Consider the following 24,068-nt stretch of genomic DNA (forward strand, 5'->3'; position numbering starts at 1 on the left):
AGATATTTGGACCCATCGCAGTCGGACGGTGGCTCTCTACACCGGAATGAACTCGGGGTCCACGTCATTCAGGCGGTCGGTGTTCGAGACGAACTGATAGAAGTCGCTGTAGAGGTCCGTACACTTCCCGTCCACGTCGTAGCGGAGCGTGTGCCAATCGGCGACAACGGCGCAGTACTGCTTCGCTCGGGTGAGCGCGACGTTTAATCGACGGGGGCCGTCGACCGGCCGCCTGAGGAACCCGACGGTCCCCTCGGCGTTGCTTCGGACGAGCGAGAGGACGATGGCCGTCCGTTCACCGCCCTGAAACGAGTCGATGGTGTCGACAGTCACCCTGTCTCCAGCGTCGGTCCGCTCTGTGAGCGTCTCGCGGATACGTGACACCTGCGCGCTGTACGGTGTGATGACGCCGATTTCGTTGGCCGGCACGTCCGACAGCAGGTCCTCAACGAGATGCGCGACAAGGCGGGCTTCGGTGGGATTGGACTTGGAGTGCCCGACGGTCTCGACCCGCCCGCCGACGTTGTACCCCTCTATCGCTGGCCGGTCGGGAAGCGGGTCGACGGCCCGCCCGTTCCGCAGCGTTCGGTCGTAGAACCGCCGGTTCGGGAAGTACGCGATGTCTCGGTGCATTCGATACTGGGTCTGTAGCTGAAGGCCAACACCGTCGTAGACGCCGCCGTCGGCGTAGAGATGCTCGAACAGCGAGTGGCCGTAGCTCGATTCTGGCGGTTCATCGCTGGCGCTGTAGGGCGGGAGCTGTCGATGGTCGCCGGCCAGCACGGCGCGGTCGGCCCGGACCAGCGGGATACACGACGCCGCGCAGGTGGACTGTGTCGCTTCGTCGAGCACGACCAGGTCAAACTCACGGGCGAGCGTGGCGGCGCTGTTGTTTGTCACCGCCACTACGTCGGCCCGTCCGGGCACGTCGCTGTAGGCGCGCCGGACAACGTCGTTTGCCGACTGGCTCGCGTTCACGCGGTCGAGCGTGTAGTCGCCGTCGCCGTGCTGGCCGTAGGCGTGCAGCGACTGCGGGTCGGCCTCGTCGCTCCTCGACGACCCCGCCACGAGGTTGTCGACGGCCTGATTCGAGTCCGCACACACCAGCACGTCCTCACCGGCCTGTGCAGCACGCCGGACGATTTCGACCAGCGTCCGCGTCTTCCCGGTCCCCGGCGGGCCGTGAATACAGAACAGGTCGTCGGCCAGCAGCGCGTGCTCGACGGCCAGTTGCTGCTCCTGATTCAGTTCCGCGTCGAACTGGTCGCTCCGGGCGGCTGCTCCGTTTGAGAATGTTATCGGCCGGTCGCCGGCGAGCACGTCCCGGAAGCGGTGGTCGGCCAGCGAGTCAATCGCCTCCCGTTCGCGGTCAAACGGAACGGGATTGAGCACTGCTGTGAGCCCGTAGGTGGTGTCACCGTCGGTGAGTGCGCTTTCGAGCGCCGTCGCACCGTCGACCTCGGCCCAGTTCACCGCGACCCAGACCGACCGGCCGCGGATACGCTCGACTGTCGCCGGCACCGGGAACGGGCCGTTCTCTCGGGTCCCGTCCACGTCGTGAACCAGCACCTCGTTTCCCTCGTGGATGCCAAACACCGACTCCACGACAAACGCCCAGTCGCCGTCCTGCCTGGCGGCGACATCCGCGGGCGGGTCGACGTGGAACCGGTATGTGCCGTCGTCTCGGCCCCGCGCATGGAGTTCGGGGACTGCGTCGCCACCGGCCTCGTACACCCTGTCAGGTGAGCGCCGCTCGGCGCGCTCTCGGTTTTGCCGGCGAGTCGCCTCGCGTTCGCGCTCAACGTGGGAACGCAAGCCGTCGAGCAACTCTGCAGACGGGATCGGATTTCGGGCCGGTTCGCTGTCGTCTACTGGCGAGTCGTAGGAGGGTGGGTACGTCTCCGGGACGTAGTCGGAGTGCCAGAAGCGGATCCGGTCGGCCAGCCCCGTGGCTCCGAAGGCATCCGCGTCGACGAAGTCCCGCTCGCCGTCGCGCTCGAAGACGAATATCCCGCCGTGGAGGGAGTGGTCGGTGAAGGCGACGAACTCGTCGGTGACCCGCGCCGAGTTCGGTTCGTGCAGCGGGATACAGACCCAGTCCGCCTCGGGGTGGGCGAGTTCGTCGTGATGGCCCGCAAACTCGGCGACCGGCCGCACAGGGACGACATCGCCGTGGTCGTCGAGGGCGTCGTCGTCGGGGACACACAGCGATGCGCCGTCGAGGTCGAAGGACCCGATGACGTGGTCGAACAGGAGCGACATCTACCCCCGAATGTGCCCTGCTGTCATAAAACAGTACGGCCCACCTCGACCATCGTGTTCAGATAAGCTGATTCCATGCGAAGCTGAACGATCTGATCCAATCATCGGCTGTTTCCGCTTCGGCGTTGCTGAAACAGTTTGAGAAACAGACAGTTCGTCGTTTTATTTCTCTGAAGACACGTTCAACAGCATTCCGATTTCCATGTTTTTCGTATCTGAAATCGAAGCCATGTCGTTGACACACAGCTTGTAACGATCTGGAGCCATCGACGAGAAACACGGCGTCGTCGACGTCGTGTTTCTCAGAGAGTTCGGTGAGAAATGCATGGGCGAGAACCTTTGTTGTAGTTGGTCTAAGCTTCGTATGAAGCAATTTGTTCGTTTGTGGATCGACAGCGGCGTACAGCCAATATCTCTCACCGTTGAGTTGGATCACAGTTTCGTCAACCGCAACGTGATCCGGTGACTGTCCATCTTTGGGCTGTAAATCTGCTTTGTGAACCCAATTATAGACAGTTGATCGAGCGCGTTGGACACCGAATATTTCAAGAACCGAGACAGTATTCGAAAGTGATAGTCCAGCCAAATGCAGCTGAATACTCAGCTTCATCAGCAGTCGCGGTGTCGCTTCTCGCTCCACAAAATCTAAGTCGATTTGGTCGATACTACCGCCGAGGCCGGCGTTTTTGGGCATAGACACTTCAAAATCGCCGTGCCTCACTCTTCAATCCTTATCTGAACACTACGATTAGTTTTCTCCAAAAGTTTATGTGCTATAGTAATTTACACACGCCAGTATGGATTCAGGGAGAAATGGTGGTGGGCCGTCCGTCTTTAGGCGAGACCTACTCCGTTCGATTGGTGCCGCCGGGTTGGCCGGACTTGCGGGCTGTGGTGGCAGCGAGGGTGTGACAGATGGGGACGGGACGCCGGCCCCAACTCCAGTTGGAAACTTTCCGGTATCCGGGGATTCGGTGACGTTCGGTTTCAACGTTGCTTCCTCCGGGGCGTACTCAACGGCCGGTAAGCAGGAGATACGCGGTTTCAAACTCGCGGTCAAGCACATTAACAACGGTGGTGGGTGGGTAACAAGCGAGAAGTACAATTCGCCTCTGGACGGTGACGGACTTCTGGGCAAAGATGTCGAATTCGTTGTCGAGGACACGGGTGGAAGTTCAGATACTGCCCGAAGCAACGCACAGCGGCTTGTTGATGGTGAGGAGGTGATTATGCTTGCTGGTGGGACATCAAGCAGTGCTGGCCTGGCAAATCAGGAGGTTGCTGCGCAGAACCAGGTTATCTACATGGCGACGATGGCTAACACGAACTCGCTGACGGGTGCTGACTGCAACCGATACTCCTTCCGCGAGATGTTCAACAACCACATGGCGGCCGAGGCGCTGGCCCCAGCCCTCAGTGACGAGTTCGGAAAAAATGCCAATTACGTCAAGATCTTTCAGGACAACGACTGGGGTCAGACGCTCCGGGACGATATGGATGCAGCCCTCGGGAATGTCGGCTGGGCACCTGTCTGGGATACGACTGCACAGGTCGGGACAAGCGATTATTCCCAGTACGCCGCAGACATCAAGTCGGTTGATTTCGACGTGATCGTCCTCGGGCTCGGCGGCCTCGACGCAGTAAACGCACTCAGAGCGTTCCGAGACGAGTTCCCGGAATCGAATATCGTCCTTCCGATGGCTTCGAGAGAGATTGCCGAGACCGCAGGCGGTGCGATAGAGGGCGTTATCGGAACAGTCGCCTGGAGTCGGGCGATCAACTCGCCGCTGTCTAACACCTTCCGAGAAACGTTCCGTGAGGAGTATGGCAGTTCGACGGGGTCCTCGAAATCGGCAGCCCCATCGGGGGCAGCGCACATCGCGTACACGCAAGCGTTGCAATACGCCAGCGCAGTCGAGCGGGCGGGAACGTTCAACCCGATCGATGTCATCGGAGCGCTCGAAGGACACGAGTACGACGCCGGTCTCGGACCGCAGACGCTCCGGGCCTGTGACCATCAGGCGATGCGTCAAGTACCGGTTGTAAGGGGGAAGTCAGAGATACAGCAATCCTACGGCACCTACTACGACCTGATTGGGGAGCCAGCGGATGTACAATATGCGTGCGACAGCGGGCCAGCGGCTAACTGCTCGCTTGGAGGGAGCTAAGTATGAGTTCAGGAGAGACACAGATACCAGACAGTTCAGAGAACGATTCGAACGCCTCCGGTGGGATTCTGGCGACAGTCGTCCCGGATGCCATCCGGCGAAACTTCGCACTCAAATTCGGTATCGTCCTCTTTATTATGGCGCTGTCGGTTGGTCTCGTTGGCCTTGCCGCGACAGAGCAGGTCAAAAACTACACGGAACAACAGGTTCTGAGTGACTACGAAAACGCCGCCGCACAGGAAGCTGACATCCTGTCACAGTGGGTCGACCGAAACCGGCTATCGACCCAGTTCGTCTCTTCCAACGACATCTGGGCCAGTAGTGATACCGATGATATCGATATCGAACTCAACAATCGGAAAGCCGCTTTGTCCGCAGATGCTGCCGACATCCATCTGGTTGAACGCAATGCCGCCCAATCGCAAGTTGTCGCCAGCACATCTAACTCACAGGTGCTGACCAACTCACCGCTCGAATCGACGAGCAGGGCCTGGCTTACCGGTACGAACTTCGAAACGGCAAGCGATGTCGTCGTTTCCGACGTGTACCAGACGAACTCGGGCCCGGTCGTCGGCTTTGTCAGCCCTGTCGATGCCTCGCAGAATCGGTATATCCTCATCGAATACTCGCTTGACGAGATCGCGAACTCGCTTCAGGGGAACAACAGGGCTGAAGGCGGGTTTACCCAAGTCGTCAACGGGTCGGCGGTCGTCATGATCGACGAACCCAGAGACGGGAGCCGCGGCCTCGGTGGGAATATGCTGCAGTCATACAGCGAGAACAGTCGCGCTAACGAACCGATCAGCGAGGCGAACGACCTTCGGTCCTCGGAACAGCAATCCGGTGTCACCGCTGATATGCCGGCAGCCGACGTGCTCAGCGAGCGCTACACCGTCGGCTACGCACCGATACAGGGGACAGACTGGGTCGTCCTCGTGCACGCGCCCAACTCCGCGGTCTTTGGCTTCGTCCAGAACGTCCAGCAGTACGGGCTCATCGGGACGGCGCTGATGGTGTTGCTCATTGCGGGCGTCGGTGCGATACTCGGATACAACACGGCAACATCGATCGACCGCCTGACCCGAAAGACGGACCAGATGCGACAGGGGAACCTCGACATCGATATCGCTACCAGTCGTATCGACAACATCGGTCGCCTGTACAGCGGGTTCGCTGATATGCGCGACGCCCTCAAAGAACAGATCAACGAGGCCGAGCGTGCACAGAAGGAAGCGGAGGTTTCCCGCGCCGAAGCCCTCGAAGTCAACAAGTACCTCCAGAAGAAGGCCGAGGAGTTCTCCGACGTGATGGAGGAGACGGCCGCTGGAAACCTCACTGAACGGATGGCGACAGACGGCGAGAACGAGTCGATGGACCGTATCGCCAGCGAATTCAACGGCATGGTCGACGAACTCGAAAAGACCATCGGCCAGCTCAACAGCTTCGCCGACGAAGTCGCGGAATCTGGAGACGTCGTTCTGTCGAGTGCGGAGTCCGTCCGTGACGCGTCCGAACAGGTCGCCGAATCGACACAGAAGATCTCCGACGACGCCTACGACCAGAAGGACCGCCTCGCAACCATCTCCGAGGACCTCGACACCCTCGTAGACACGCTCGAAGAGTTGGAAGCGGATAATCCGGACATCGATCTGGGCGACTCGCTTGAGCGGTTCCGGACGGTGGCGACGACGCTACAGTCAGCCGCCGAAACGAGTGACCAGATGATGGCCGAAACCCAGACCGTCGCCGGCGCAGCCGAAGAGCAGGCTGCAGAGCTCAACGAAGTGTCCTCGCGAGCCGAGCAGCTCAAACGATATGCGAAACCACTCGGTGACATCCTGAACCGCTTCGAAACTGAAGCCGAGCACGAGTTCGTCTTCTCGGGCGGTCCGTCACAGAGCCTCGGAGAAGAGGAAGAGGAGTAACCCGCCTCACTGCTCTCACCGAAACCGACTTTCGCGCTGGCGTCGTACCAGATTCAATGAGCGACGACGCAGGCGATATCTCACGAGCAGAACTCGCCGAGTACTGTCGAACCCAAGCTGCGATTCTTGCGGGCCATCTGGACCAGCGCAGTGCGGAGCTTTCCGATTTACTTGCGGAGATCGAACAGGACACTGCTGATGCGCGCGCCTCATTGACTGGGGGTCCCGAACGACCGGACGCCAGTGCGGAGGCGACTGTCGCAGACATTGAGGCCAAGCAGGAGCAAGCGCAAGCGAAACAGGCAGAACTAGACGAGTACCGAACGCTCGCTGAGGGGTATACCGATCTTGCAGAACAACTCGCCGGGGGCTCCGGCGATCTTGAGACCGTTCTGGAGTTCGAAATCGACACCGATGCGCCGACGTATTTCGACACCGAAACGACGATTCTGGGAGCGGCGACCGGAGAAGATGGGGACGGCTGATTTCACAGTGAACAGGCGGTTATACAGCGTCGGCTTCTGCTGACAGCCCTCACGGTGAGCCAACGCTGAATTCAAGTAGCTCGTGGGGAGAGACTGTCCTCGCCACGAAGGAGCCCGGCTCACCTCTTCCGGAGTCAGTCGACGTGCCAGCGTGAGATAGCCCGCCGTTCCCCAAGGGATTGCTCTCCAATCTGAATAGGTAGTGCTAACTCAAATTCGATATAGCCACATACAGTTTATGTGTTCCGGGTAGATCACCGAGGGTGGAGTATAGAGATTACCATCGGTAATTACGGAATGGATCACCCGCGGAAATATCAGTCAGTCAGCCCCACAGTCAGAAACCCCAGCAGGCCCGAACTTATGAATTAAACGTACGCTCGACGAGGTATTTGACCAGATAGAACCCGCCAATAAGGGTGACAGCCATGACTACCAGTACAATCGCAATCATGAACAAAAGGACGAGTGCGTCGTTAGCCACCGGACTCACTCTCCTGAGAGAACGCGTGTCGTCGGGAACGCATATCGCTAGCTTCAGTCTCGACACGCTAATGTAGGAGGGTTTCGGTTCAGCAATATTAGTGCTCGTGAGTTATACTGGAGTCCATCTATCGGAGGTGTTTGGTGTTACGTGCGCGGAGCTGCCACGCCGAGACAGGGTCGCTTGAAGCCAATACAAGGCTATTCTCGGTGCACTACACTCTCCGGATGATACACAAAGACAGCGAAGCGCTACGCGGGTTCTTCGATACGAACAGGTCTCGTGACGAGCCGAATACGTCAGTCACAGGATACCGAGCCCGCCGGACTTCCGTGGCAATGATCGTGATTGGCGTGTACGCAAAGGTAGCATTCGCAGCACTCATACATCGTCGAATGAGGCGAGCAGTCTGAGTCTGAGTCTGAGGTGCCGAATGGGGTCCAATTGAAAACTGATACAACCACACCAGGCGTCTCCAGCTCGAAACCGCTGGTGACCCACATTATTCCGACGACAAGAAGCAGGCTGGACCTACGGCACGACGGGGCTGAGTGCACCTGTCGAGCGTTGCAACCCGCGACTGTTTCTGGCGAGGCACGGGACACGCTACTGGCCGACGAAATGGCGCTCCGGACATTGGTGCGCATACTCTCGTCTCCCGTACTCCACGACTGACGAGCAATACCTGTACGAAGGCTGTGAGTTGGTCCAGCGGTTCCGTAAAACGACAGAAAAGCGCCCAGTGACAGTCCAAGTTGCCCGAGAAACGGAATCGCTCGGAACCACGGAAGGCGGAGTTTTCTGGACGGCCACAGAGGCCAATGCAGTAGCGAGCGTTTCCGGCAACTGTCCCGGAAGCGGACCCGACGCCGCCACGCTCTAGAAGCGCTATGTCGCGCCCTCCTGGAACGACTGGACGAGGGCAGCGTGGACTCAGTGTCTCTCGGTGAGAAGGATGCCGGAAGTGCCTGCAGTGGGCGATGCAGGCCTGTTGACGGGGGATCAAGACCACGCTCACTGTCCGGTATGTATCAAAGGCCGAGCCGACCGTACGTTGTCAGAAACGGTTCTGGAGTGGCACGCAAAACAGGCAGTCAAGCTGACGACGCGGCTCGTGGGATTGAGCGAGACGACCACGCCTATTTGGAGTCTACCCTTCATTGTCTCAAAGACTAGCGCATAGACCGGAGTACCGTCCTGTGTGACAAGCATCTCGCGTCCGGGAACACTAGACTGGCTGAGACTCAAGAGGAAAACTGCCGCCGTTCTCCGCTGAGAGGATGCCAGCTACAGTGACACATACCACATCCGAGGGACTGTGGATGCTACGTAGCGTGGGAAGGTCAAGGAGCCAACCGAACCGTGCAGGGAAGTCAGTGAGGCCGAGCAGGTAGACAGACTGCCAGCTCCATAGGTTCGACTTCGGCGAGTAGTGGATCCTGTATAGTCTCGGACTCTCCCCGTGGTCGTTCACTGCACCAAATCGAATACTAATACCTGTTAACAGGTGGTAGTCTGCTTTCGTCCACCTGAATCTGGTTGGGCAGGCGGACCAACCAGAGAGTACGGCGATCTGCACCTGTTTTAATATTTGTGAGTGTGTGCTTACTATCCGTCAAAATGTAGAATTTTTTGCAGTAACGCAGCAAATTCCGGTGAAATAGGGTACTACACACCCAAATAAGTGTGTTTATCTCTGAGTATGGGACTACATTGAAGTTCCCGGCGTCCGAGGGTGAAATGTGTCCAGTGACAGTGAGCGAACGACGGTTCGGACGTACATTCCGGCCTACCAGAAAGAACAGTGGCAGGCCCACGCCGAGGAACTGGATATGAGTCAAAGCGAGTTCGTCCGGACGATGGTACAGGCGGGTCGAAGCGGATTCGAGTCAACAGCCTCCGAGACAACTGAATCAGACGCCGCTGGGAGCAATAGTGAGGAACCCCATTCTCCGGACGCTACCCCTGGGGGTGACGGGCTGAAAGACCGGGTCCAGGAGATCCTTGCTGACGGGGACTACTACGAGTGGGACGACCTGCTCGCAGAGCTGACCGACGATATCGAGGAGCGACTCGAAGACGTACTGCAGGAACTGCAGTCAGACAACAAAGTGCAGTACAGTGGGCGACACGGGGGGTATGTTCGAGACGAATGAGCACAGATACAGCGACACCGGACGCCGAGTCGGACCCGGTCGGGTATTTCCTCGATGATATCACGTACCACGGAAAGAGCGACCGGACTCGTGCGTCCTACGAGCGCGTCCTTCGGGACTTCGAATCCTATCTGGCGGACGGCCACCAGCCCCTCCCTGTCCGAGAGGCCTCGCACCGGGACTGCATGGCATACGTCCACAGCCTCCGTGGTGATGTCGAGGAAAGCACTGTCGCGACGTATGCCTCCTATCTGCACCGGTTTTTCGCGTACATGACTCAGGTAGGCGCCTTCGAATCGAACCCGATGACGCTGGTCATGGAGGAGATGGATGAGTCCATCAACACCGACCCGACCCGCCGGGAGATAGACCTCCAGTCGATGCGTGCGTTCGTAGACAGCGTCTCGCACCCGCTAGAGCGAGCTATCATAGTGACACTGTTGAAGACGGGAATGCGGGCCGGCGAACTGTGTAACCTCGATATCCGTGACCTCAACCTCGAAACCCCCGGGCCCAGACCGGAGATCCCGGTCCGAGCGGGCCTCGACGGGCGTCCGGACTCATTGTTCGTCGCCTCGGACCCGGCCCGTGGCGAGGCCAGCAACGGGGAAGAACGGACCGCGTCCAACAAGCGGAAGCGGGAAACGACGATTCCAGTCGACGCCGAGCTGGCATCCGTGCTACGACGCTGGCTCGCGATTCGGCCGGACACACAGTCCCCGGCAGCGCCGCTGTTTGTGTCTACAAGCGACAGCTGGGGAGAGCGGGTCACGCCGAACATGGTACACCACATCGTCGAATCCCACGCCCGCGAGTTCGGTTGGTACACGGACGGTGGGGGAGCCGAAGAGAACGTGACGCCGCACTACTTCCGGCACTTCTTCACGACGCATCTTCGGGACCGGACCGGCGACCGCGGCGTCGTCAAATACCTCAGAGGCGACGTGGCCCAAGACGTCATCGACACGTACACCCACGAGTGGGGGACCCGAGTCAGGGATGTATACGAGGCTGAAATCTACTCGCTATTGTAATTTTTTAATCAATTGTTTAACACCGTAATCGCATTCGGGATGGTCGCTGCTGAACTAATAAACTTCATAGCGCTATATTGAATTGGGTGCGTTCTGCTTCGGATTTATGCAGTCTCAATGACTGTTTTGCTAATTGCATACGGGACAGGCGGGTTCCATGCGCCGGTTGCCCCGTGGAACGATCCTGTGGTGAAATCGGTCGAACAGTCCGCTGACAGGCACTTTCCAAACAGCAAGCCAGTGTATAGCACACCACAGACTGAGACGGGGGCAGAACCAGAGACTGTCGGCACTAAGCGCACACACTCACATATCAGACGCTATCTGGAGGAAGGGCCATCTGGAGAAACTACTCAGGGTCCAGAAGTTTCGACTCGGCGGTTCGGAGATGTTCGAGAAGCGTCGTCTTCGAGATATCCATCTCGGCGGCGAGTTCGCGGACCGAAATCCCGCGCGGCCACTGGTAGTAGCCTGCTTCGCGGGCTGCTTCGAAGGCTCGTCGCTGAGCCGGCGTTAGCGAGTCGGTTCGCAGCCCACCCACTGACCGCTCAGTATCGCTGTCCGGCGTGACGATGGATTCGACCGACACGTCAGCGTCGGCATCAGCCTCAACAGCCTCGAGTGCGGGCTGAATCTCGGGCCGTTCGCCGGTGAAACTCACCTGCCACCGTTCGCGGCCGTCTTCGATGCGAACGGGGGCGCTGTGGACGAACCCGTGTTCAAGTAGCGTCGGACAGACCAACTCACCCGGGTCGTACTCAAGCAGGAACTGCCTGACGACGGTGCCCGGCGCATCGCGCTTGTGGCCGACACGTGCCTGAAGTTCCTGTATCTCTCCAGCGTGGGATGACGCGCGGACTGCGTCGAGACAGTCCTCGACAGCCGACTTCGTGGCACCGTACGCCGTAAACACGCCGTTGACCGATGCTGTCGGCGACTGTGCAGTCTGTTGCACCGTGTGTGCCAGGATACCGCCATCGGTGCGGTCGGTTGCTTCGATAGCCCAGCAGTTCGGGTGCCACAGGTCGAGCGTCAGTCGTGCGCCGGCGCTTTCAGTGTGACTCATGGGATGTGCTGAAATGATTGGTTGGGGGCCCTAAGAGAGTGGTCATTGTCTAGTGTGTCCGACACCGGCGGTTGCAGTGTGCGATTCGACGCGGTCCATCAGTGCTGATGCCGACACAACGAGGGCCAGGTACAGTATTGCCACCAGCACAAACAGTTCTGTATACTGGTACGTCTCGTTAGCGAGGGTGCTTGTCCTGCCGTACAGTTCCTGAACAGTGATGAAACTCGCCAGCGAGGAGTACTTGATGAGATACACGAGTTCGTTCGTCCAACTGGGAAGCGCGAGTCGCAGACCCTGTGGAACGACAACGTACCGTATCCCTTCGAGCTTTGAGAGCCCAATTGCGCGTGCGGCAGTCAACTGGCCGCCGTCGACCGAGTCCAGTGACGCGCGCAGATATTCGGACTGGTAGGCGGCGCTGTTCAGCGTGAAGCTGATAACGGCGACCCAGAACGCCTGTGCTGGAATGAATCCGACACCGACCCCCGGGACGCCTCTGAGAACCTGCGTGAGTGAGGTCGCGAAGTAAAGCACGAACAACTGGGCGAGCAGCGGCGTTCCGCGGATGAGTTCAGTGTAGGATAGGGCGAGCCACCGTGCCCACCGCCCTCCGTACACGCGAACGACGCTGAGCGGGAGCGCCAGCGCGAACCCGAGACAGACACTGAAGACCGTCAGTAGGACCGTCGTCCAGATGCCATGTGCCAGCGCCGGCAGGTACGCCGTCGCGTCGGCGGCGAACCGGAGCGTCTCAGCGAACCATGCCAGCGGCGCTCCGGCGGCACCGAGCGGCGCGGCGAGCGATGCGACGGTATCCGCTGCTGTCAGGAACGGGGCCGCCGGGAGAAACGGTGTGCCACGGTCGAGTCCAAATACTCCTGCGAGAACGAAATCGGTAGTCCACCGGGCCAGAACCCAGATCCAGAACAGCGTCAGGCCGATTGTAAGTGGACGGACGGTAAAGACTGTCCCGACGCGGTCCCGGAGCGGTGATGTTGTGGATTCAGCTGTGCTCATGCCGTTTCCTCGTGCGCGTGCAATCTGCTCAGGAACTGCTCGGTTCGGTCCGCTGTGGGGTTCTGGAACAGTTGCTCCGGTGGGCCGTGTTCGACGACCTCGCCGTCATCGAGGAACACGATGTCAGACGCGGCCGACCGGGCGAAATCCATCTCGTGACTGACCACGAGCATCGTGATGCCCTCCGCTGCGAGGTCGCGCATCACCTCAACGACCTCGCCAACGAGTTCGGGGTCGAGCGCGCTGGTTGGCTCGTCGAACAGCAGCAGTTCCGGGTCCATCGCGAGTGCGCGAGCGATGCCGACGCGCTGTTTCTGTCCGCCAGAGAGTTCGGCGGGGTATGAGTCCGCCTGCTCCAGCAATCCGACCTGTTCGAGATGCGTCCGTCCGGCGGCCTCGGCGTCAGCAGCGTCCATCCCGAGTACTTTCTTTGGCCCGAGCGTGACGTTTTCGAGCGCAGTCAGGTGCGCAAAGAGGTTGAAATCCTGAAACACCATCCCGACCTGTTTTCGCAGTTCGTTGACGTCGGTGTCTGCCCCAGTCACGTCTTCCCCGTCGAGCGCAATCCGGCCACTGTTGATCTCGGTTAGCCGATTCACACATCGGAGCAACGTGGATTTGCCCGAACCACTGGGCCCGATGAGGACCGTCACGTCGCCCTGATCCATCTCGAGGCCAACGCCTTCCAGTACTTCTTCGCTCCCGTAGGACTTGTGCAGGTCGTCGATTGAGAGTAGTGGCTGTGTCATGTCGTTCCCTCCGGTACCGCGTAGTAGTCGCTGAGTCTGTCGAGCGACCGGTTCGTCGCGAACGTCAGCACGAAGTAGACGAGGCTGACGGCGAGGAATATCTCGAGTGCCGCAGTCGACTGCCCGCCTTCGTAGAGGTTCTGGCCCGTCGTTAGGAGTTCGCCAATACCGATGACGATAGCGATGCTCGTGTCCTTGAGGACGATAGTAAACTCGTTCTGGAAGCCCGGAACGCTCCGGCGCAGCGCCTGCGGGACGACGACGTGCCGAATCGCTTCGAACCGGGACATTGCGACGGCGCGTGCCGCTTCCAGTTGCCCATCGTCGACGCTCTGGAGCGCACCGCGGAAGATCTGGGACTGGTAGGCGGCGCTCCGGAGTCCGAGTGCGATGGTCGCCGTGACGAACGCGCTACTGGAAACGGACAGGCCGAAGTACAGGATCATGATGATGACAAGCAGCGGCGTGCCACGAAGGACAACCCCGACCTGTTCGACCAGCCGACGGGCTCTGTCCGAGCCGTACACCTCTATCGCACCGGCCGGGAACCCGATGGCGAATCCAAGGAGAATACTGGCTACGGTAAGCGCGACGGTGACAGCTGTCCCGCCGAGCAACAGCCCCATGTTATCGACAACGAACAGCCAGTCGGCAGTCTGGAGTAGGATTGCTGCCATGGCCTCACTTCTGTCCGAACCACTTCTCGGTCAGGTCTCGGTACGTCCCGTCGTCCTCGACTGTGGTTAGCCCGCTGTTGAGCGCGCCCGCAAGCTCGTCGTTACCGGACTGAATCCCGAAGCCGAACTGCTCACCAGTCTCGTGGACGAACGCAGACTTGATCGGGCGGTCTGCCACGAACGAGTTCGCGACGGGGACATCGATGATGATGACGTCGACGTTTTCGTTTAGCAAATCCTCGACGGCGAGTACGTAGTTACCGTATGCATTGTACTGCGACTCTGGAATCGTCCCCGCTTCGATGAGCTGATCCTTGATGACGGATTCACCGGTCGTCCCTTTCTGTGCCCCGACCGCTGCCTCAGAGAGGTCTTCCAGCGACGACGGTGAGAACGACCCGTTCTCCCGGACGATGATGGCCTGATTCGAACTGTAGTACGGGTCAGAGAAGTCGATGGCTTTGTCGCGTTCGTCGTTTATCGTCATGCCCGCCGCAACGACGTCGACGTTCCCGTTGTTCAGCGCTGGAATGAGTGATTTGAATTCAAGTTCTTCCCAGCCGCTCAGTTCGTACTCCGTCGCCGCGACAACGGCTTCCAGCAACTCGACGTCGAAGCCGACGAGTTCGCCGTCCTGTTTCATCTCAAACGGCGGAAAGCCCGGCGCTGTGCCCGCGGTGAGCGTCTGTGAGTCCCCGCTGTCCGACTGACAGCCAGCGACCGACAGGGTCGCGACAGTACCACCGATTGCCTGCAGATACCTCCGTCTGTCTACGCGTGCCTCTCGTGGCATAGTGCCACAGTCGAATCAGTCATATTTTAACATTTCGGTTACCGCAGAAATAGCGAGGGTCAGGCGGACGCGACAGGGTCTGCAACCTCGGTAAACACCGAATCGAGGATGTCGAGACAGAGTTCCAGTTCGCGCTCGGTAACGTCGAGTGGCGGGAGGAGTCGGAGAGATTTCTGGCCACAACCGAGCGTGAGGAGGCCGTGCTGGAGCGCGGTTTCCATCACGGCGTCGCGTCGATCAGCCGTATCGAACTCCAGCGCGGTCATCAGGCCGAGGCCGCGCACGTCTTCGACCAGCGAACGGCCCGCCGAGATTTCGCGGAGCCGATCCATGAAGTACGTCCCCTTCTCGGCGGCGTTATCTAGCAGGTCGTGGTCCTCGATAGCAGCAAGAGTCAGCGCGCCGCGCATCGAGCCGAGGATGTCGCCGGCCCCCCACGTCGAGGAGAGCCGCGACGTTTCGGACGGGAAGATGTCCGACCGGGAGACGGTTGCGCCGACCCGGAGCGCTTTCGCGCTCGTGATGACATCCGGTTCGATGTCGTAGTGGTCGACGGCCCACATCTCGCCAGTGCGGCCGACTCCTGACTGGATTTCGTCGGCGATGATCGGGATATCGTGTTCCCGGCAGAGGTCGTCGACGGCCGAGAGGAACTCGGGATTCGGAACGCGATAGCCGCCTTCGCCCTGTATCGGCTCGAGGATGAGGAACGCGACTTCCTCGGGCGGGATGTGGCCGGTGTCTGCGTCGAGTTTCGAACGGAGGCGCTCGACGCCAGCCTCGGAGTACTCCACGTCGTGAATCCCGCTGATTTCGGGGAATTTCCGGCGATAGACGGATTTCGAACGGTTCAGCGAAAGCGCCCCCAGCGTCCGACCGTGGAACGCGCCGTCGAAGGTAATGCCGTACTTCGGCGTCTCGCAATTATCGTAACAGATCTTCATCGCGTTCTCGACGGCCTCGGCACCGGAGTTCGAGAGGAAGACGGTGTCGAAGTCGTACTGGCTGGTAATATCGGTCAGTTTGTCCATCAGGTGGGCAGGTCCCGGTAGCGACGTTTCGTCGGGTGAGCCGCCGGTGCTGATGTAGAAGTCCTGGCCGGCGATCTTCAGCGGGTCGACCATGTCGAACTCGTCGGCACGGTCGAGCATCTTCGGGTTGTTGTATCCGAGCGGCGACGCAGCGACGTGGCACGTGAAATCCAGCAGGACGTTGCCGTCCGCGTCTGTACAGAACGGACCGATTGCGTCCTCAGTGATGTCCCAGACGAAGTCGTACACATACGTGCTCGGCGCGGCGGTTTCGTGATGGTACTCGACCCACTCGCTGCTCTGTGGGCCAGGCATACTATCGACACATGGCTCTGCAGTATCGCGGTCCATGCTAGCATAATCGAAATCATCAGTAATAAATCACTGTGTTCCGGGCCCGCGTACCGGCCGCATAACTGGGTCCTTGCTGCGGTTCGAAACTGGGCTACAGGATCCGCTTGCCGAATGCGCTGGCGGCGAGTTCGGCCGCTCGCTCGCCCGTCGTGTTGCGCTGGTCGAGGATGGGGTTGACTTCGACGACATCGAGCGAGCGCAGCACTGATTCGGCGGCGTCGCGGTCGGCGACCCGTTCCATCGCCGTATGTGCCTCCCGGTAGGTGACGCCACCCGGGACCGGCGTCCCAACGCCCGGCGCGTCATCCGGGTCAAGCCAATCGAGGTCGAGGCTCACGTGGATGTCATCGACCCCGTCAGTCGCGATATCAAGTGCCTCATCGGTGACTGAGCCGATACCCTGCTTGTCGATGTCCGCCATCGTAAAGACGGAGATGTCGCTCTCGCGGAGGACCGCTCGTTCGTCAGCATCCAGACTCCGTGCGCCGACGATGACAGTGTTCTCCTCGGCGACATTCGGGGCGGTGGCCCACGGCATCTCTGCGAAATCGCCGTAGCCGTGAGCGGCCGCAAGCGGCATCCCGTGGACGTTGCCGCTGGGCGAGGTGGTCGGGGTGTTGTAATCCCCGTGCGCGTCGAACCAGATGACGCCGAGTTCGGACGCCTGAGCCGCACCGCGCATCGTGCCCATTGCGATAGAGTGGTCACCGCCTAACACCAGCGGCACGCTCCCGTCGGCTATTTCGGTCGCCACCCGGTCAGCAAGCGTGTCGGTCATCTCCGCGATAGCATCGAGGTACTTCGCACTGGCGTCGGCGGACGCCGGTTGGGACTGTAGCGTCGGCGGTGAAAGGTCCCCCGCGTCAGTGTAGTCGACGCCGGCCGTATCGAGCGCGGCGCTGAGGCCGCCGTAGCGAATCGCTGACGGACCCATGTCGACGCCGCGTCGGTCGGCACCGAGGGCGAACGGGACACCGAGCACCGCGACAGGTGACGTGGGACGACTGCGGTCTCGCGACTGGGTTGACTGAAGCGACATCCGTTGTTACGGCCATAGCCCACGGGCGTTCATAGCGTCACCGATTCGCGAGAGCGCGACAATATAGGCAGCCGTTCGCCACGTGACATCGCGATCCTCGACTTCGGCCTGCAGGGCCTCCCAGGCATCGAGCATCTCGGCTTCGAGTTCGTCGTTGACTTCTTCCCGGGACCAGCTCCGTCGGTTGATGTGCTGGAGCCATTCGAAGTAGCTCACGGTGACGCCACCGGCGTTGGCGAGGATATCCGGGATGACTGGGATATTGCGTTCCTCAAACACTGTATCGGCCGCTGTCGTTGTCGGGCCGTTCGCTCCTTCGACAATAATGCTCGCCTGCACGTCCGCAGCGTTCTCCTCGGTCAGGACGTTCCCGACTGCTGCGGGAATGAGGACATCGACATCGAGTTCCAGTAGCTCGGCGTTGGATAGCTGACGTGGTGCGTCAACAGCCCCCAGCTGGCCGTGCTCGTCACCATCGGCGGAAATGGATTCGATATCGAGGCCGGATTCGTCGTAGATACCGCCGTCGACATCGCTGACAGCGACAACGGAGGCGCCCCAGGAATCGAGGAGGCGTGCGGCGTTCGCGCCCACAGCGCCGAAGCCCTGTACAGCCACAGTGGCTCCCTCGACGCTCCCATCGTAGTAGTCGAGTGCTTCGCGGGCAACGATAGCGACGCTTCGGCCGGGTGCCTCCTCACGGCCGTGCGTCCCGCCGACTGCCGTCGGCTTGCCGGTCACAATTCCGGGAACCGTCTCGCCTTCCTGCATCGAATACGCGTCCATGAACCAGGCGACGGTCTGCTCGTCGGTCCCCATATCGGGTGCAGGGATGTCTTTTGTCGGCCCGACGACTTCGCGTAGTTCCTCGGCGAACCGGCGGGTCAACTGCTCGGTCTCCTGTGCGTCGAGCGTCGACGGGTCGACGACGATGCCGCCCTTCGCGCCGCCGAAGGGCAGGTCCATCACCGCGCACTTCCACGTCATCAACATCGCCAGCGCCGTACACTCCTCGGCGGAGACGCTTGGGTGGTATCGCATACCGCCTTTGTATGGCCCTCGGACCTCGAAGTGCTGGACGCGATATCCGTTGAACACTTCAACACTCCCGTCTGTCCGGTGGATCGGAACGGATACCTCGACAGTTTTCGATGGGTGACGGAGCTGTTCAAGCATCCCCTCAGAAAGGTCGAGGTGTTCGGCCGCTCGCTCCAGTTGGCGGCGGGCAGTCGCGATTGGCGATTCGTCCTCGTCTGTCGCTTGCTCTGGTGGCTCCTTCTGTGTGCTCATGATTGGTTGGTAGGTTTGGCGGTGCGTACGCCCACTCGGGACCAATGGGGCGAGTACGCTGGGTTGTTCAGCACGCTGTGTCCGTATGTACTGTCAACATCCGACGGCTGGAGTGAGACAGTGTATCGGCATCAATACTGGTATTGTTAATAAACATTTGGGACTGTCTTCGAGGCAGATAATTTGATACTAGCAAAAGTCAACAAAAATTCCTCAAGCAGTTCTCAGGGAACAATAAGCACCTCTAATGCCCTATCTGTAAAATACTGCCGTTAGATGGACTTGATATGCTCAATTTGAGAGGGATTACAGTATTTGCACAAAGGTGCGCCTGCTGGCACAGAGGATACTGTATGCGCGCTATATCGCGTCTAACTACCGGATAGGGTGCCGGCAACTGGTTTGAGAAAGTCAAAAACAGGCTTAGCGTCGTAGCAGCGGAGTACTGTATCGAGGTATGTCGGCGACAACGGTCCAATCTCGGAGTCTCCGGCCGTAGACCGCATACAGCCACAGCTACTCGACCCGCTGTGCTATCCTGGCAGGGCCACTAACGATGGTACGACTGTTATTGTGGATGCCTTGCTGGAAGAATCGCCCCGACCCACCGTCACAGTAGCGTAGCCGAGATTTGAGCTATCCAAATGTTGGAGGGCGGATACTGTCGTTGGTTAGTGGTCATCGCTGACACACAGCGACGAGCGTCTGACGCCGCTGTTACGTGCTCCGGTCAAACGAGGTCATTTCGAGATTGACTTCGATGAGGTTCGCTGCCTCCATCACCATCTCAGGAATTTCGCTGTCGAAGCGGGCCCCTTTCAGACGGCTGGTCGGTGCAGTCACACTGACCGCGCCAACAACGGTCCCATCGTTGTCCAAAATCGGCGCACCGACTGCCCGGAGGCCACGGATCTCTTCCTCGTCGTTTGTCGCGTATCCTCGCTCCTGAATTGTTTCTAGCTCGTCACAGAGCGTCTCTCGGTCCGTAATCGTGTGCTGTGTCTGTTGTGAAAGGCCTTCCCGGTCGATTATTTTCTCAACGCGCTCGTCCGGGAGACACGAGAGGATTGCCTTCCCCGAAGCGCTGTCGTGGAGGTGTTGTGGGGCCTCCCGCAACTGGAGGTGGTAGTCCATCCCGACGGCGTGTTCGCCCCGCCGCTCGTAGATGGCGACTTCGCGGCCGTCGTTTTCGACGACCAGATGGACGTACTCACCGGACCTGTCGGCCAGTTTGTCGACTTCCTCCTGGCCGGCAGTGTAGAGCTCTGTCTCGTTGCGGACGTGTTCGCCCATCGTGACGAACCGAAAGCCAAGCTGGTACGTGTCGTTGTCCTTCGTGAGAAAGCCACAGTCGGTCAGGGTCGCAAGATACGTGTGCAGCGTTCCCTGGGAGAGTTCGATTCGCTCGCTCAGTTCCTGCAATGTCGCGCTGTTTGCCTCTTGTACGGCTTCGATGATTTCGCAGGCGTTCTCCACGGACTGTATCCGCCGGCCCGTGTTTTGTGTGTCGGCGTCGTCGGTCATTACCGAGTAGAGTTGCCGTCATTATTTAAAACCCAGATGTAAGCGATGAGCGGCCGGACCAACCAGCGGCCGCTGGCAACCGACACCTGTCAATACCCGACACAATAAGACTGTACGGGTACCGGTATATAGAAATACTTCGCTCGAAACATATCCAAAGTCGTGTTTTTTTAATATTACTCATGCAGATAGACAGCCTTCAGCTATCGATATCGCAATTATATCTCAATAATCCGAGTTTGTAGATTTAGTTAGGCGCAAAAATAATCACAGATGTGCCTATTTTTGATTCAGTAGCGAATTTTGACCCTCGTATATTTTAGATGGTACGTATTTATATCCAAATCTGATCGGTAGGTCTTGGTCCCGGAACCAGATGCTATTCCATTCCAACTGGAATTGCCGATGTACCGAGACCGCAAGACACACAGCGAACGCAACGCTCCTGTCCCGAGTGCCTTTATAAATAACCGTCCAGAACACGGTGGTGTTGACGGGTAACTAAAACACTTATTGTTGTTACTGAACGAGAGACTAGTATGTCAACGACGCCTGCGCAGGACGGCACGCAGTGGTTCCTGCACACATGGCGAGACCACATTCTCGAGCCGATAGAGACGGCTCTCACTGTGCTCGACGTGGAGCATACCGAGCTTGCAGCCGAGCAAGACGGGCTCGAGGACTTTCTACAGCGTCTGCGTGCCGTCGACCCCGCCCAACAGCCCTCCGCCCCCGTTGGTGCGCGAAGTCGACAGTCCGAATCTGGCCCCGTCAAAGCGCTACGGGACGCCTACGCCGACACGGTGCTGGCTGTCGACCATTACGAGTCAGTGTACGACGAATCGCTGGTCGAGAACGTCGCTATCGAGTTCGGGCCAGACTACGCAGCGCTGTTTCACCCTGAGACGAACGTCGGGTTCTCACCGCCGCTCAAACGCTCGCTGGTGGCCGCGGCTGAGCAAGCAATCGACGAACGGATCTCGCTGGACCGCGCTGTCAAAATCGAACAGGAATCGATGCAGGAGTACCACAGCAGTTTACAGGAGATCATCGAGACACTCGACAGCACAGTCGTGCCTGAGTGGTATCGCGAGACGTTCCGAAACGACGTTACAGCGCTGCTACAGGAGCGCCAAGACCAACTCCACGCAAGCGTTCACCGGTTCGAGACACACGAGTTCTGCACGTATATGTACGAAGAGCAGTTCTGGACGTATCCGGTGTTGACCAGTCTCGCGCGGCTACAGGAATCTGTGGACAGTTGAACGAAGGCGGTCCCCAGAGCAGACAGTCGTAGGCGTCACCGAAGCGCGGTGAACTGGCCGCCGGCATCCACCACCCAACTCGGGGAGCCCAGAGACGATTACACAGTCGTTGTATTCTGTGGCAATCGTCACGAAGAGTCACCATTCACTATTTACCGGCGAACATATTCGCCCGGCTTCCTGCCAAATGAGAGTGCGGTTCCCTATATATACAGGCTGGTCTTCGAGTTGCAGCCGTGAGCTATCATGGAAACGCGTAGAACATTCGTACGCGGTCTGGGTCTCGCGGCTGGAGTCGCGCTGGCTGGCTGTTCGTCGGGCGGCGGGTCCGACAGTGGCGATGACGGCGATTCGGGGAGCGGCGGTGACGCGTCAGACGGCGGCGAGACCGAGTCCAGTGACGGCGGGAGCGGGTCCGAGTGGGCCGAGACGAGCACCGTCGAAATGACGGACGAACTGGCATACGAGCCGAAGAAAATCCAGGTCGAGTCAGGGACGACGGTCACGTTCGAGAACGTCGGTAGCATTGGCCACACGGTGACGGCCTACGAGGAGGAGATTCCCGACGGCGCGAACTACTTCGCGTCCGGCGGGTTCGACTCCCTGCAGGCCGCGAAAGACGGCTACAGCAACGGACAGAAGGGTAATATTCCGAAAGGTGAGAGCTACGAGGTCACGCTGGAGACGACCGGGACGTACGAGTACTACTGCATCCCCCACGAGATGAACGGGATGGTCGGCACAATCAAGGTGGTCTGATATGAGTAAGCACGAAACCCCACGCGACCCGAACGAAGTCCTCGAAGAGTACGAAGAAACGCTCGACTCGGTGCTGGCGGAGGTCGAGTCCCCCGATGAGGCGACAACGGATGACGACATCTCCCTGGGACTACCCGGCCTTTCGCTCGGTCGCCGGGACTTCATGAAAGCCGGCGTCGCCGCCGGTGCGATGGGGTCGGTGGCCGGCTGTTCAGCGTTGAGCGGCGGCGACAGCAGCGCTGGCAGCCAGTCAACGCCCTCGAGCAGCGGTGCGAGTCACACGGTCGAGCCGGGCGAACACGACGAGTACTACGGCTTCTGGTCCGGCGGCCACTCTGGCGAACTGCGGGTCATCGGCATCCCGTCGATGCGTGAACTCACCCGTATTCCGGTGTTCAACACCGACTGTGCGTCGGGCTATGGCTTCACCGACGGCACGCAGGAGATGCTGGAGGAAGGCGGTGGCTACAGCTGGGGTGACAACCACCACCCGAACCTCTCGGAGACGGACGGCGACTACGATGGCGAGTATCTGTACGTCAACGACAAGGCCAATGGCCGCATCGCCCGCGTGAACCTCACGTACTTCGAGACGGACGCAATCACTGACGTCCCGAACATGCAGGCCATCCACGGGTGCTGTGTCCTTTCGCCAGACACGAAGTACGTACTGGGCAACGGCGAGTTCCGCGCGCCGCTGCCAAACGATGGGACCGACGCGAAGAACCCGGACAACTACACGTCGCTGTTCGTCGCCGTCGACCCCGACTCGATGGAGACCCAGTGGCAGGTCAAAGTCGACGGGAACCTCGACATCGTCGACACCGGCAAAGAAGGTCGGTGGGCCATCTCCTCGGCGTACAACAGCGAGGAGGCCACCGACATTCAGGGCATGACGAAGGACGACCGGGACAACGTCAAGGCCTTCGACATCCCGGCTATTGAGCAGGCTGTCGAGAACGGCAACTACGAGGAGGTCAACGGCATCCCCGTCGTCGACGGCACGCAGGGAAGTTCGCTCAACCAGGGCGACCGCCCCGTCGTGAAGTACATTCCGACGCCGAAAAGCCCCCACTGCGTCGAGGTCGGGCCGAACGGCGACTACGCTTTCATCGCGGGGAAGCTCTCCCCGACGGTGACGATGCTCGACCTGAACGCGCTGGCCGACTCCTCCGACCCCGATGAGGTCGTCGCCGGGCGACCGCGTGTTGGGCTCGGCCCGCTTCACACCACCTTCGATGGGAACGGGCACGCCTACACGTCGCTGTTCATCGACTCTCAGACAGTCAAATGGGACATTCAGGCCGCCGTCGAGGCCGAAGAAGGGTCCGAGGACTCCATCATCGAGAAGCAGGACGTCCACTACAACCCGGGCCACATTCAGGCCCTTGAGGCGATGACGACCGACCCGGACGGAGAGTGGCTCGTCAGCCTCAACAAGCTCTCGAAAGACCGGTTCCTCCCGGTCGGCCCCATCATGCCCGATAACGACCAGCTTATCCACATCGGGCAAGGTGAAAAAGAGATGGAACTGGTCGCGGACCATCCGGCCTACCCCGAGCCACACGACTGCGTGTTCGCCCACAAAGACAAGATAGACGCCAAGAAGGTCTACGACAAGGACGACTACGAGGAGACCTACATTACCGAGGAGGACTCGGGTGTCGAGCGCACGGGCGAGAACAGCGTCCACGTCAAGATGACGACCAAGCGCTCGGAGTTCGGCCTGCCGGACTTCACGGTTCAGGAGGGCGACGAGGTGAAACTGTCCACGACCAACATCGAGGGCGTACAGGACATCATCCACGGCGTTGCCATCCCCGAGCACGACATCAATTACGCCGTGGCGCCACAGGACACCCGGGAGGTCACGTTCACCGCTGACGACCCCGGCGTGTACTGGATCTACTGCACGTACTTCTGTAGCGCCCTGCACTTGGAGATGCGCAGCCGGATGATCGTCGAACCGGCGGAGGGGTAGCGCCAC

General features: G+C 59.7%; 20 protein-coding genes. 8 read left to right on the forward strand and 12 right to left on the reverse strand.

Annotated features, from left to right (window positions below; genetic code table 11):
• Positions 1 to 36 precede the first annotated feature (36 nt).
• On the reverse strand, positions 37 to 2,262 hold the full coding sequence (locus RR_RS05660; RefSeq protein WP_011222984.1) for an AAA domain-containing protein: 2,226 nt from the start codon (positions 2,260 to 2,262) through the stop codon (positions 37 to 39).
• Between the two features lie 58 nt (positions 2,263 to 2,320).
• The gene (locus RR_RS05665; RefSeq protein WP_011222305.1) at positions 2,321 to 2,956 is read right to left on the reverse strand and encodes an IS6-like element ISH15 family transposase; all 636 of its coding nucleotides are present in this window, start codon (positions 2,954 to 2,956) and stop codon (positions 2,321 to 2,323) included.
• Positions 2,957 to 3,236: 280 nt separating this feature from the next.
• Between RR_RS05665 and RR_RS05670 the strand changes: the two genes are divergently transcribed.
• From RR_RS05670 to RR_RS05680, 3 genes are read left to right on the forward strand one after another with little or no spacing between them, the layout of a single operon-like run.
• The gene (locus RR_RS05670; RefSeq protein WP_049938755.1) at positions 3,237 to 4,430 is read left to right on the forward strand and encodes an ABC transporter substrate-binding protein; all 1,194 of its coding nucleotides are present in this window, start codon (positions 3,237 to 3,239) and stop codon (positions 4,428 to 4,430) included.
• Positions 4,431 to 4,432: 2 nt separating this feature from the next.
• Complete coding sequence (locus tag RR_RS05675; protein WP_011222986.1) at positions 4,433 to 6,355, forward strand: HAMP domain-containing protein; 1,923 nt, start codon at positions 4,433 to 4,435, stop codon at positions 6,353 to 6,355.
• A 56-nt stretch (positions 6,356 to 6,411) separates the two neighbouring features.
• Entirely contained in the window at positions 6,412 to 6,840 is a 429-nt protein-coding gene (locus tag RR_RS05680; protein ID WP_011222987.1) for a hypothetical protein, read from the forward strand.
• A 361-nt stretch (positions 6,841 to 7,201) separates the two neighbouring features.
• Here the strand turns inward: RR_RS05680 and RR_RS22930 are convergent, their stop codons facing one another.
• Positions 7,202 to 7,324, reverse strand: coding sequence for a hypothetical protein (locus RR_RS22930; RefSeq protein WP_004962120.1), 123 nt, complete (start codon positions 7,322 to 7,324; stop codon positions 7,202 to 7,204).
• A gap of 1,742 nt (positions 7,325 to 9,066) precedes the next feature.
• On the opposite strand from RR_RS22930, the gene RR_RS05690 reads away from it, so the two are divergent.
• Both RR_RS05690 and RR_RS05695 read left to right on the forward strand, forming a co-directional pair.
• Positions 9,067 to 9,480 (forward strand): DUF5805 domain-containing protein, encoded by a 414-nt coding sequence (locus tag RR_RS05690; protein WP_004962123.1) that lies wholly within the window; start codon positions 9,067 to 9,069, stop codon positions 9,478 to 9,480.
• Entirely contained in the window at positions 9,477 to 10,514 is a 1,038-nt protein-coding gene (locus RR_RS05695; protein ID WP_011222990.1) for a tyrosine-type recombinase/integrase, read from the forward strand. Before RR_RS05690 ends, RR_RS05695 begins: the two co-directional genes overlap by 4 nt.
• Positions 10,515 to 10,863: 349 nt before the next feature.
• On the opposite strand, the gene RR_RS05700 is transcribed toward RR_RS05695, so the two are convergent.
• The 9 genes from RR_RS05700 to RR_RS05740 all read right to left on the reverse strand — a co-directional run bounded on the left by RR_RS05700 (position 10,864) and on the right by RR_RS05740 (position 20,057).
• Positions 10,864 to 11,580, reverse strand: a complete 717-nt coding sequence (locus tag RR_RS05700; RefSeq protein ID WP_011222991.1) for a helix-turn-helix domain-containing protein — start codon at positions 11,578 to 11,580, stop codon at positions 10,864 to 10,866.
• Positions 11,581 to 11,622: 42 nt separating this feature from the next.
• Positions 11,623 to 12,600: an amino acid ABC transporter permease gene (locus RR_RS05705; protein ID WP_007189893.1), complete on the reverse strand. Its 978-nt coding sequence runs from the start codon at positions 12,598 to 12,600 to the stop codon at positions 11,623 to 11,625.
• Positions 12,597 to 13,349: an amino acid ABC transporter ATP-binding protein gene (locus RR_RS05710; protein WP_004962134.1), complete on the reverse strand. Its 753-nt coding sequence runs from the start codon at positions 13,347 to 13,349 to the stop codon at positions 12,597 to 12,599. Before RR_RS05710 ends, RR_RS05705 begins: the two co-directional genes overlap by 4 nt.
• A complete protein-coding gene (locus tag RR_RS05715) occupies positions 13,346 to 14,026 on the reverse strand; it encodes an amino acid ABC transporter permease (RefSeq protein ID WP_004962136.1) in 681 nt (226 codons plus the stop codon). Before RR_RS05715 ends, RR_RS05710 begins: the two co-directional genes overlap by 4 nt.
• A gap of 4 nt (positions 14,027 to 14,030) precedes the next feature.
• On the reverse strand, positions 14,031 to 14,819 hold the full coding sequence (locus RR_RS05720) for a transporter substrate-binding domain-containing protein (protein ID WP_004962138.1): 789 nt from the start codon (positions 14,817 to 14,819) through the stop codon (positions 14,031 to 14,033).
• Between the two features lie 59 nt (positions 14,820 to 14,878).
• Positions 14,879 to 16,201 (reverse strand): aspartate aminotransferase family protein, encoded by a 1,323-nt coding sequence (locus RR_RS05725; RefSeq protein WP_011222992.1) that lies wholly within the window; start codon positions 16,199 to 16,201, stop codon positions 14,879 to 14,881.
• 94 nt (positions 16,202 to 16,295) lie between these two features.
• Positions 16,296 to 17,243 (reverse strand): arginase, encoded by a 948-nt coding sequence (rocF, locus tag RR_RS05730; protein ID WP_004962144.1) that lies wholly within the window; start codon positions 17,241 to 17,243, stop codon positions 16,296 to 16,298.
• Between the two features lie 6 nt (positions 17,244 to 17,249).
• Entirely contained in the window at positions 17,250 to 18,533 is a 1,284-nt protein-coding gene (gene gdhB / locus RR_RS05735) for a glutamate dehydrogenase GdhB (RefSeq protein WP_004962147.1), read from the reverse strand.
• A 717-nt stretch (positions 18,534 to 19,250) separates the two neighbouring features.
• Positions 19,251 to 20,057: an IclR family transcriptional regulator gene (locus RR_RS05740; RefSeq protein ID WP_011222993.1), complete on the reverse strand. Its 807-nt coding sequence runs from the start codon at positions 20,055 to 20,057 to the stop codon at positions 19,251 to 19,253.
• Between the two features lie 539 nt (positions 20,058 to 20,596).
• Between RR_RS05740 and RR_RS05745 the strand changes: the two genes are divergently transcribed.
• The 3 genes from RR_RS05745 to nosZ all read left to right on the forward strand — a co-directional run bounded on the left by RR_RS05745 (position 20,597) and on the right by nosZ (position 24,062).
• Positions 20,597 to 21,322: a DUF7260 family protein gene (locus RR_RS05745; protein ID WP_007189901.1), complete on the forward strand. Its 726-nt coding sequence runs from the start codon at positions 20,597 to 20,599 to the stop codon at positions 21,320 to 21,322.
• A gap of 246 nt (positions 21,323 to 21,568) precedes the next feature.
• Complete coding sequence (locus tag RR_RS05750) at positions 21,569 to 22,081, forward strand: plastocyanin/azurin family copper-binding protein (protein ID WP_011222994.1); 513 nt, start codon at positions 21,569 to 21,571, stop codon at positions 22,079 to 22,081.
• Between the two features lies 1 nt (position 22,082).
• The gene (gene nosZ / locus RR_RS05755) at positions 22,083 to 24,062 is read left to right on the forward strand and encodes a TAT-dependent nitrous-oxide reductase (RefSeq protein ID WP_011222995.1); all 1,980 of its coding nucleotides are present in this window, start codon (positions 22,083 to 22,085) and stop codon (positions 24,060 to 24,062) included.
• Positions 24,063 to 24,068: the final 6 nt, after the last annotated feature.

This window comes from Haloarcula marismortui ATCC 43049, assembly GCF_000011085.1.
Lineage (GTDB): Archaea > Halobacteriota > Halobacteria > Halobacteriales > Haloarculaceae > Haloarcula > Haloarcula marismortui.

What these genes read in the sequence shown, in the direction of transcription:
- RR_RS05705 (WP_007189893.1), bottom strand. Translation starts at nt 12,600, where the DNA reads ATGAGCACAGCTGAATCCACAACATCACCGCTCCGGGACCGCGTCGGG.
- RR_RS05725 (WP_011222992.1), bottom strand. Translation starts at nt 16,201, where the DNA reads ATGGACCGCGATACTGCAGAGCCATGTGTCGATAGTATGCCTGGCCCA.
- RR_RS05745 (WP_007189901.1), top strand. Translation starts at nt 20,597, where the DNA reads ATGTCAACGACGCCTGCGCAGGACGGCACGCAGTGGTTCCTGCACACA.
- RR_RS05675 (WP_011222986.1), top strand. Translation starts at nt 4,433, where the DNA reads ATGAGTTCAGGAGAGACACAGATACCAGACAGTTCAGAGAACGATTCG.
- RR_RS05700 (WP_011222991.1), bottom strand. Translation starts at nt 11,580, where the DNA reads ATGAGTCACACTGAAAGCGCCGGCGCACGACTGACGCTCGACCTGTGG.
- nosZ (WP_011222995.1), top strand. Translation starts at nt 22,083, where the DNA reads ATGAGTAAGCACGAAACCCCACGCGACCCGAACGAAGTCCTCGAAGAG.
- RR_RS05710 (WP_004962134.1), bottom strand. Translation starts at nt 13,349, where the DNA reads ATGACACAGCCACTACTCTCAATCGACGACCTGCACAAGTCCTACGGG.
- gdhB (WP_004962147.1), bottom strand. Translation starts at nt 18,533, where the DNA reads ATGAGCACACAGAAGGAGCCACCAGAGCAAGCGACAGACGAGGACGAA.
- RR_RS05715 (WP_004962136.1), bottom strand. Translation starts at nt 14,026, where the DNA reads ATGGCAGCAATCCTACTCCAGACTGCCGACTGGCTGTTCGTTGTCGAT.
- RR_RS05740 (WP_011222993.1), bottom strand. Translation starts at nt 20,057, where the DNA reads ATGACCGACGACGCCGACACACAAAACACGGGCCGGCGGATACAGTCC.
- rocF (WP_004962144.1), bottom strand. Translation starts at nt 17,243, where the DNA reads ATGTCGCTTCAGTCAACCCAGTCGCGAGACCGCAGTCGTCCCACGTCA.
- RR_RS05665 (WP_011222305.1), bottom strand. Translation starts at nt 2,956, where the DNA reads ATGCCCAAAAACGCCGGCCTCGGCGGTAGTATCGACCAAATCGACTTA.
- RR_RS05680 (WP_011222987.1), top strand. Translation starts at nt 6,412, where the DNA reads ATGAGCGACGACGCAGGCGATATCTCACGAGCAGAACTCGCCGAGTAC.
- RR_RS05695 (WP_011222990.1), top strand. Translation starts at nt 9,477, where the DNA reads ATGAGCACAGATACAGCGACACCGGACGCCGAGTCGGACCCGGTCGGG.
- RR_RS05720 (WP_004962138.1), bottom strand. Translation starts at nt 14,819, where the DNA reads ATGCCACGAGAGGCACGCGTAGACAGACGGAGGTATCTGCAGGCAATC.
- RR_RS05660 (WP_011222984.1), bottom strand. Translation starts at nt 2,262, where the DNA reads ATGTCGCTCCTGTTCGACCACGTCATCGGGTCCTTCGACCTCGACGGC.
- RR_RS05750 (WP_011222994.1), top strand. Translation starts at nt 21,569, where the DNA reads ATGGAAACGCGTAGAACATTCGTACGCGGTCTGGGTCTCGCGGCTGGA.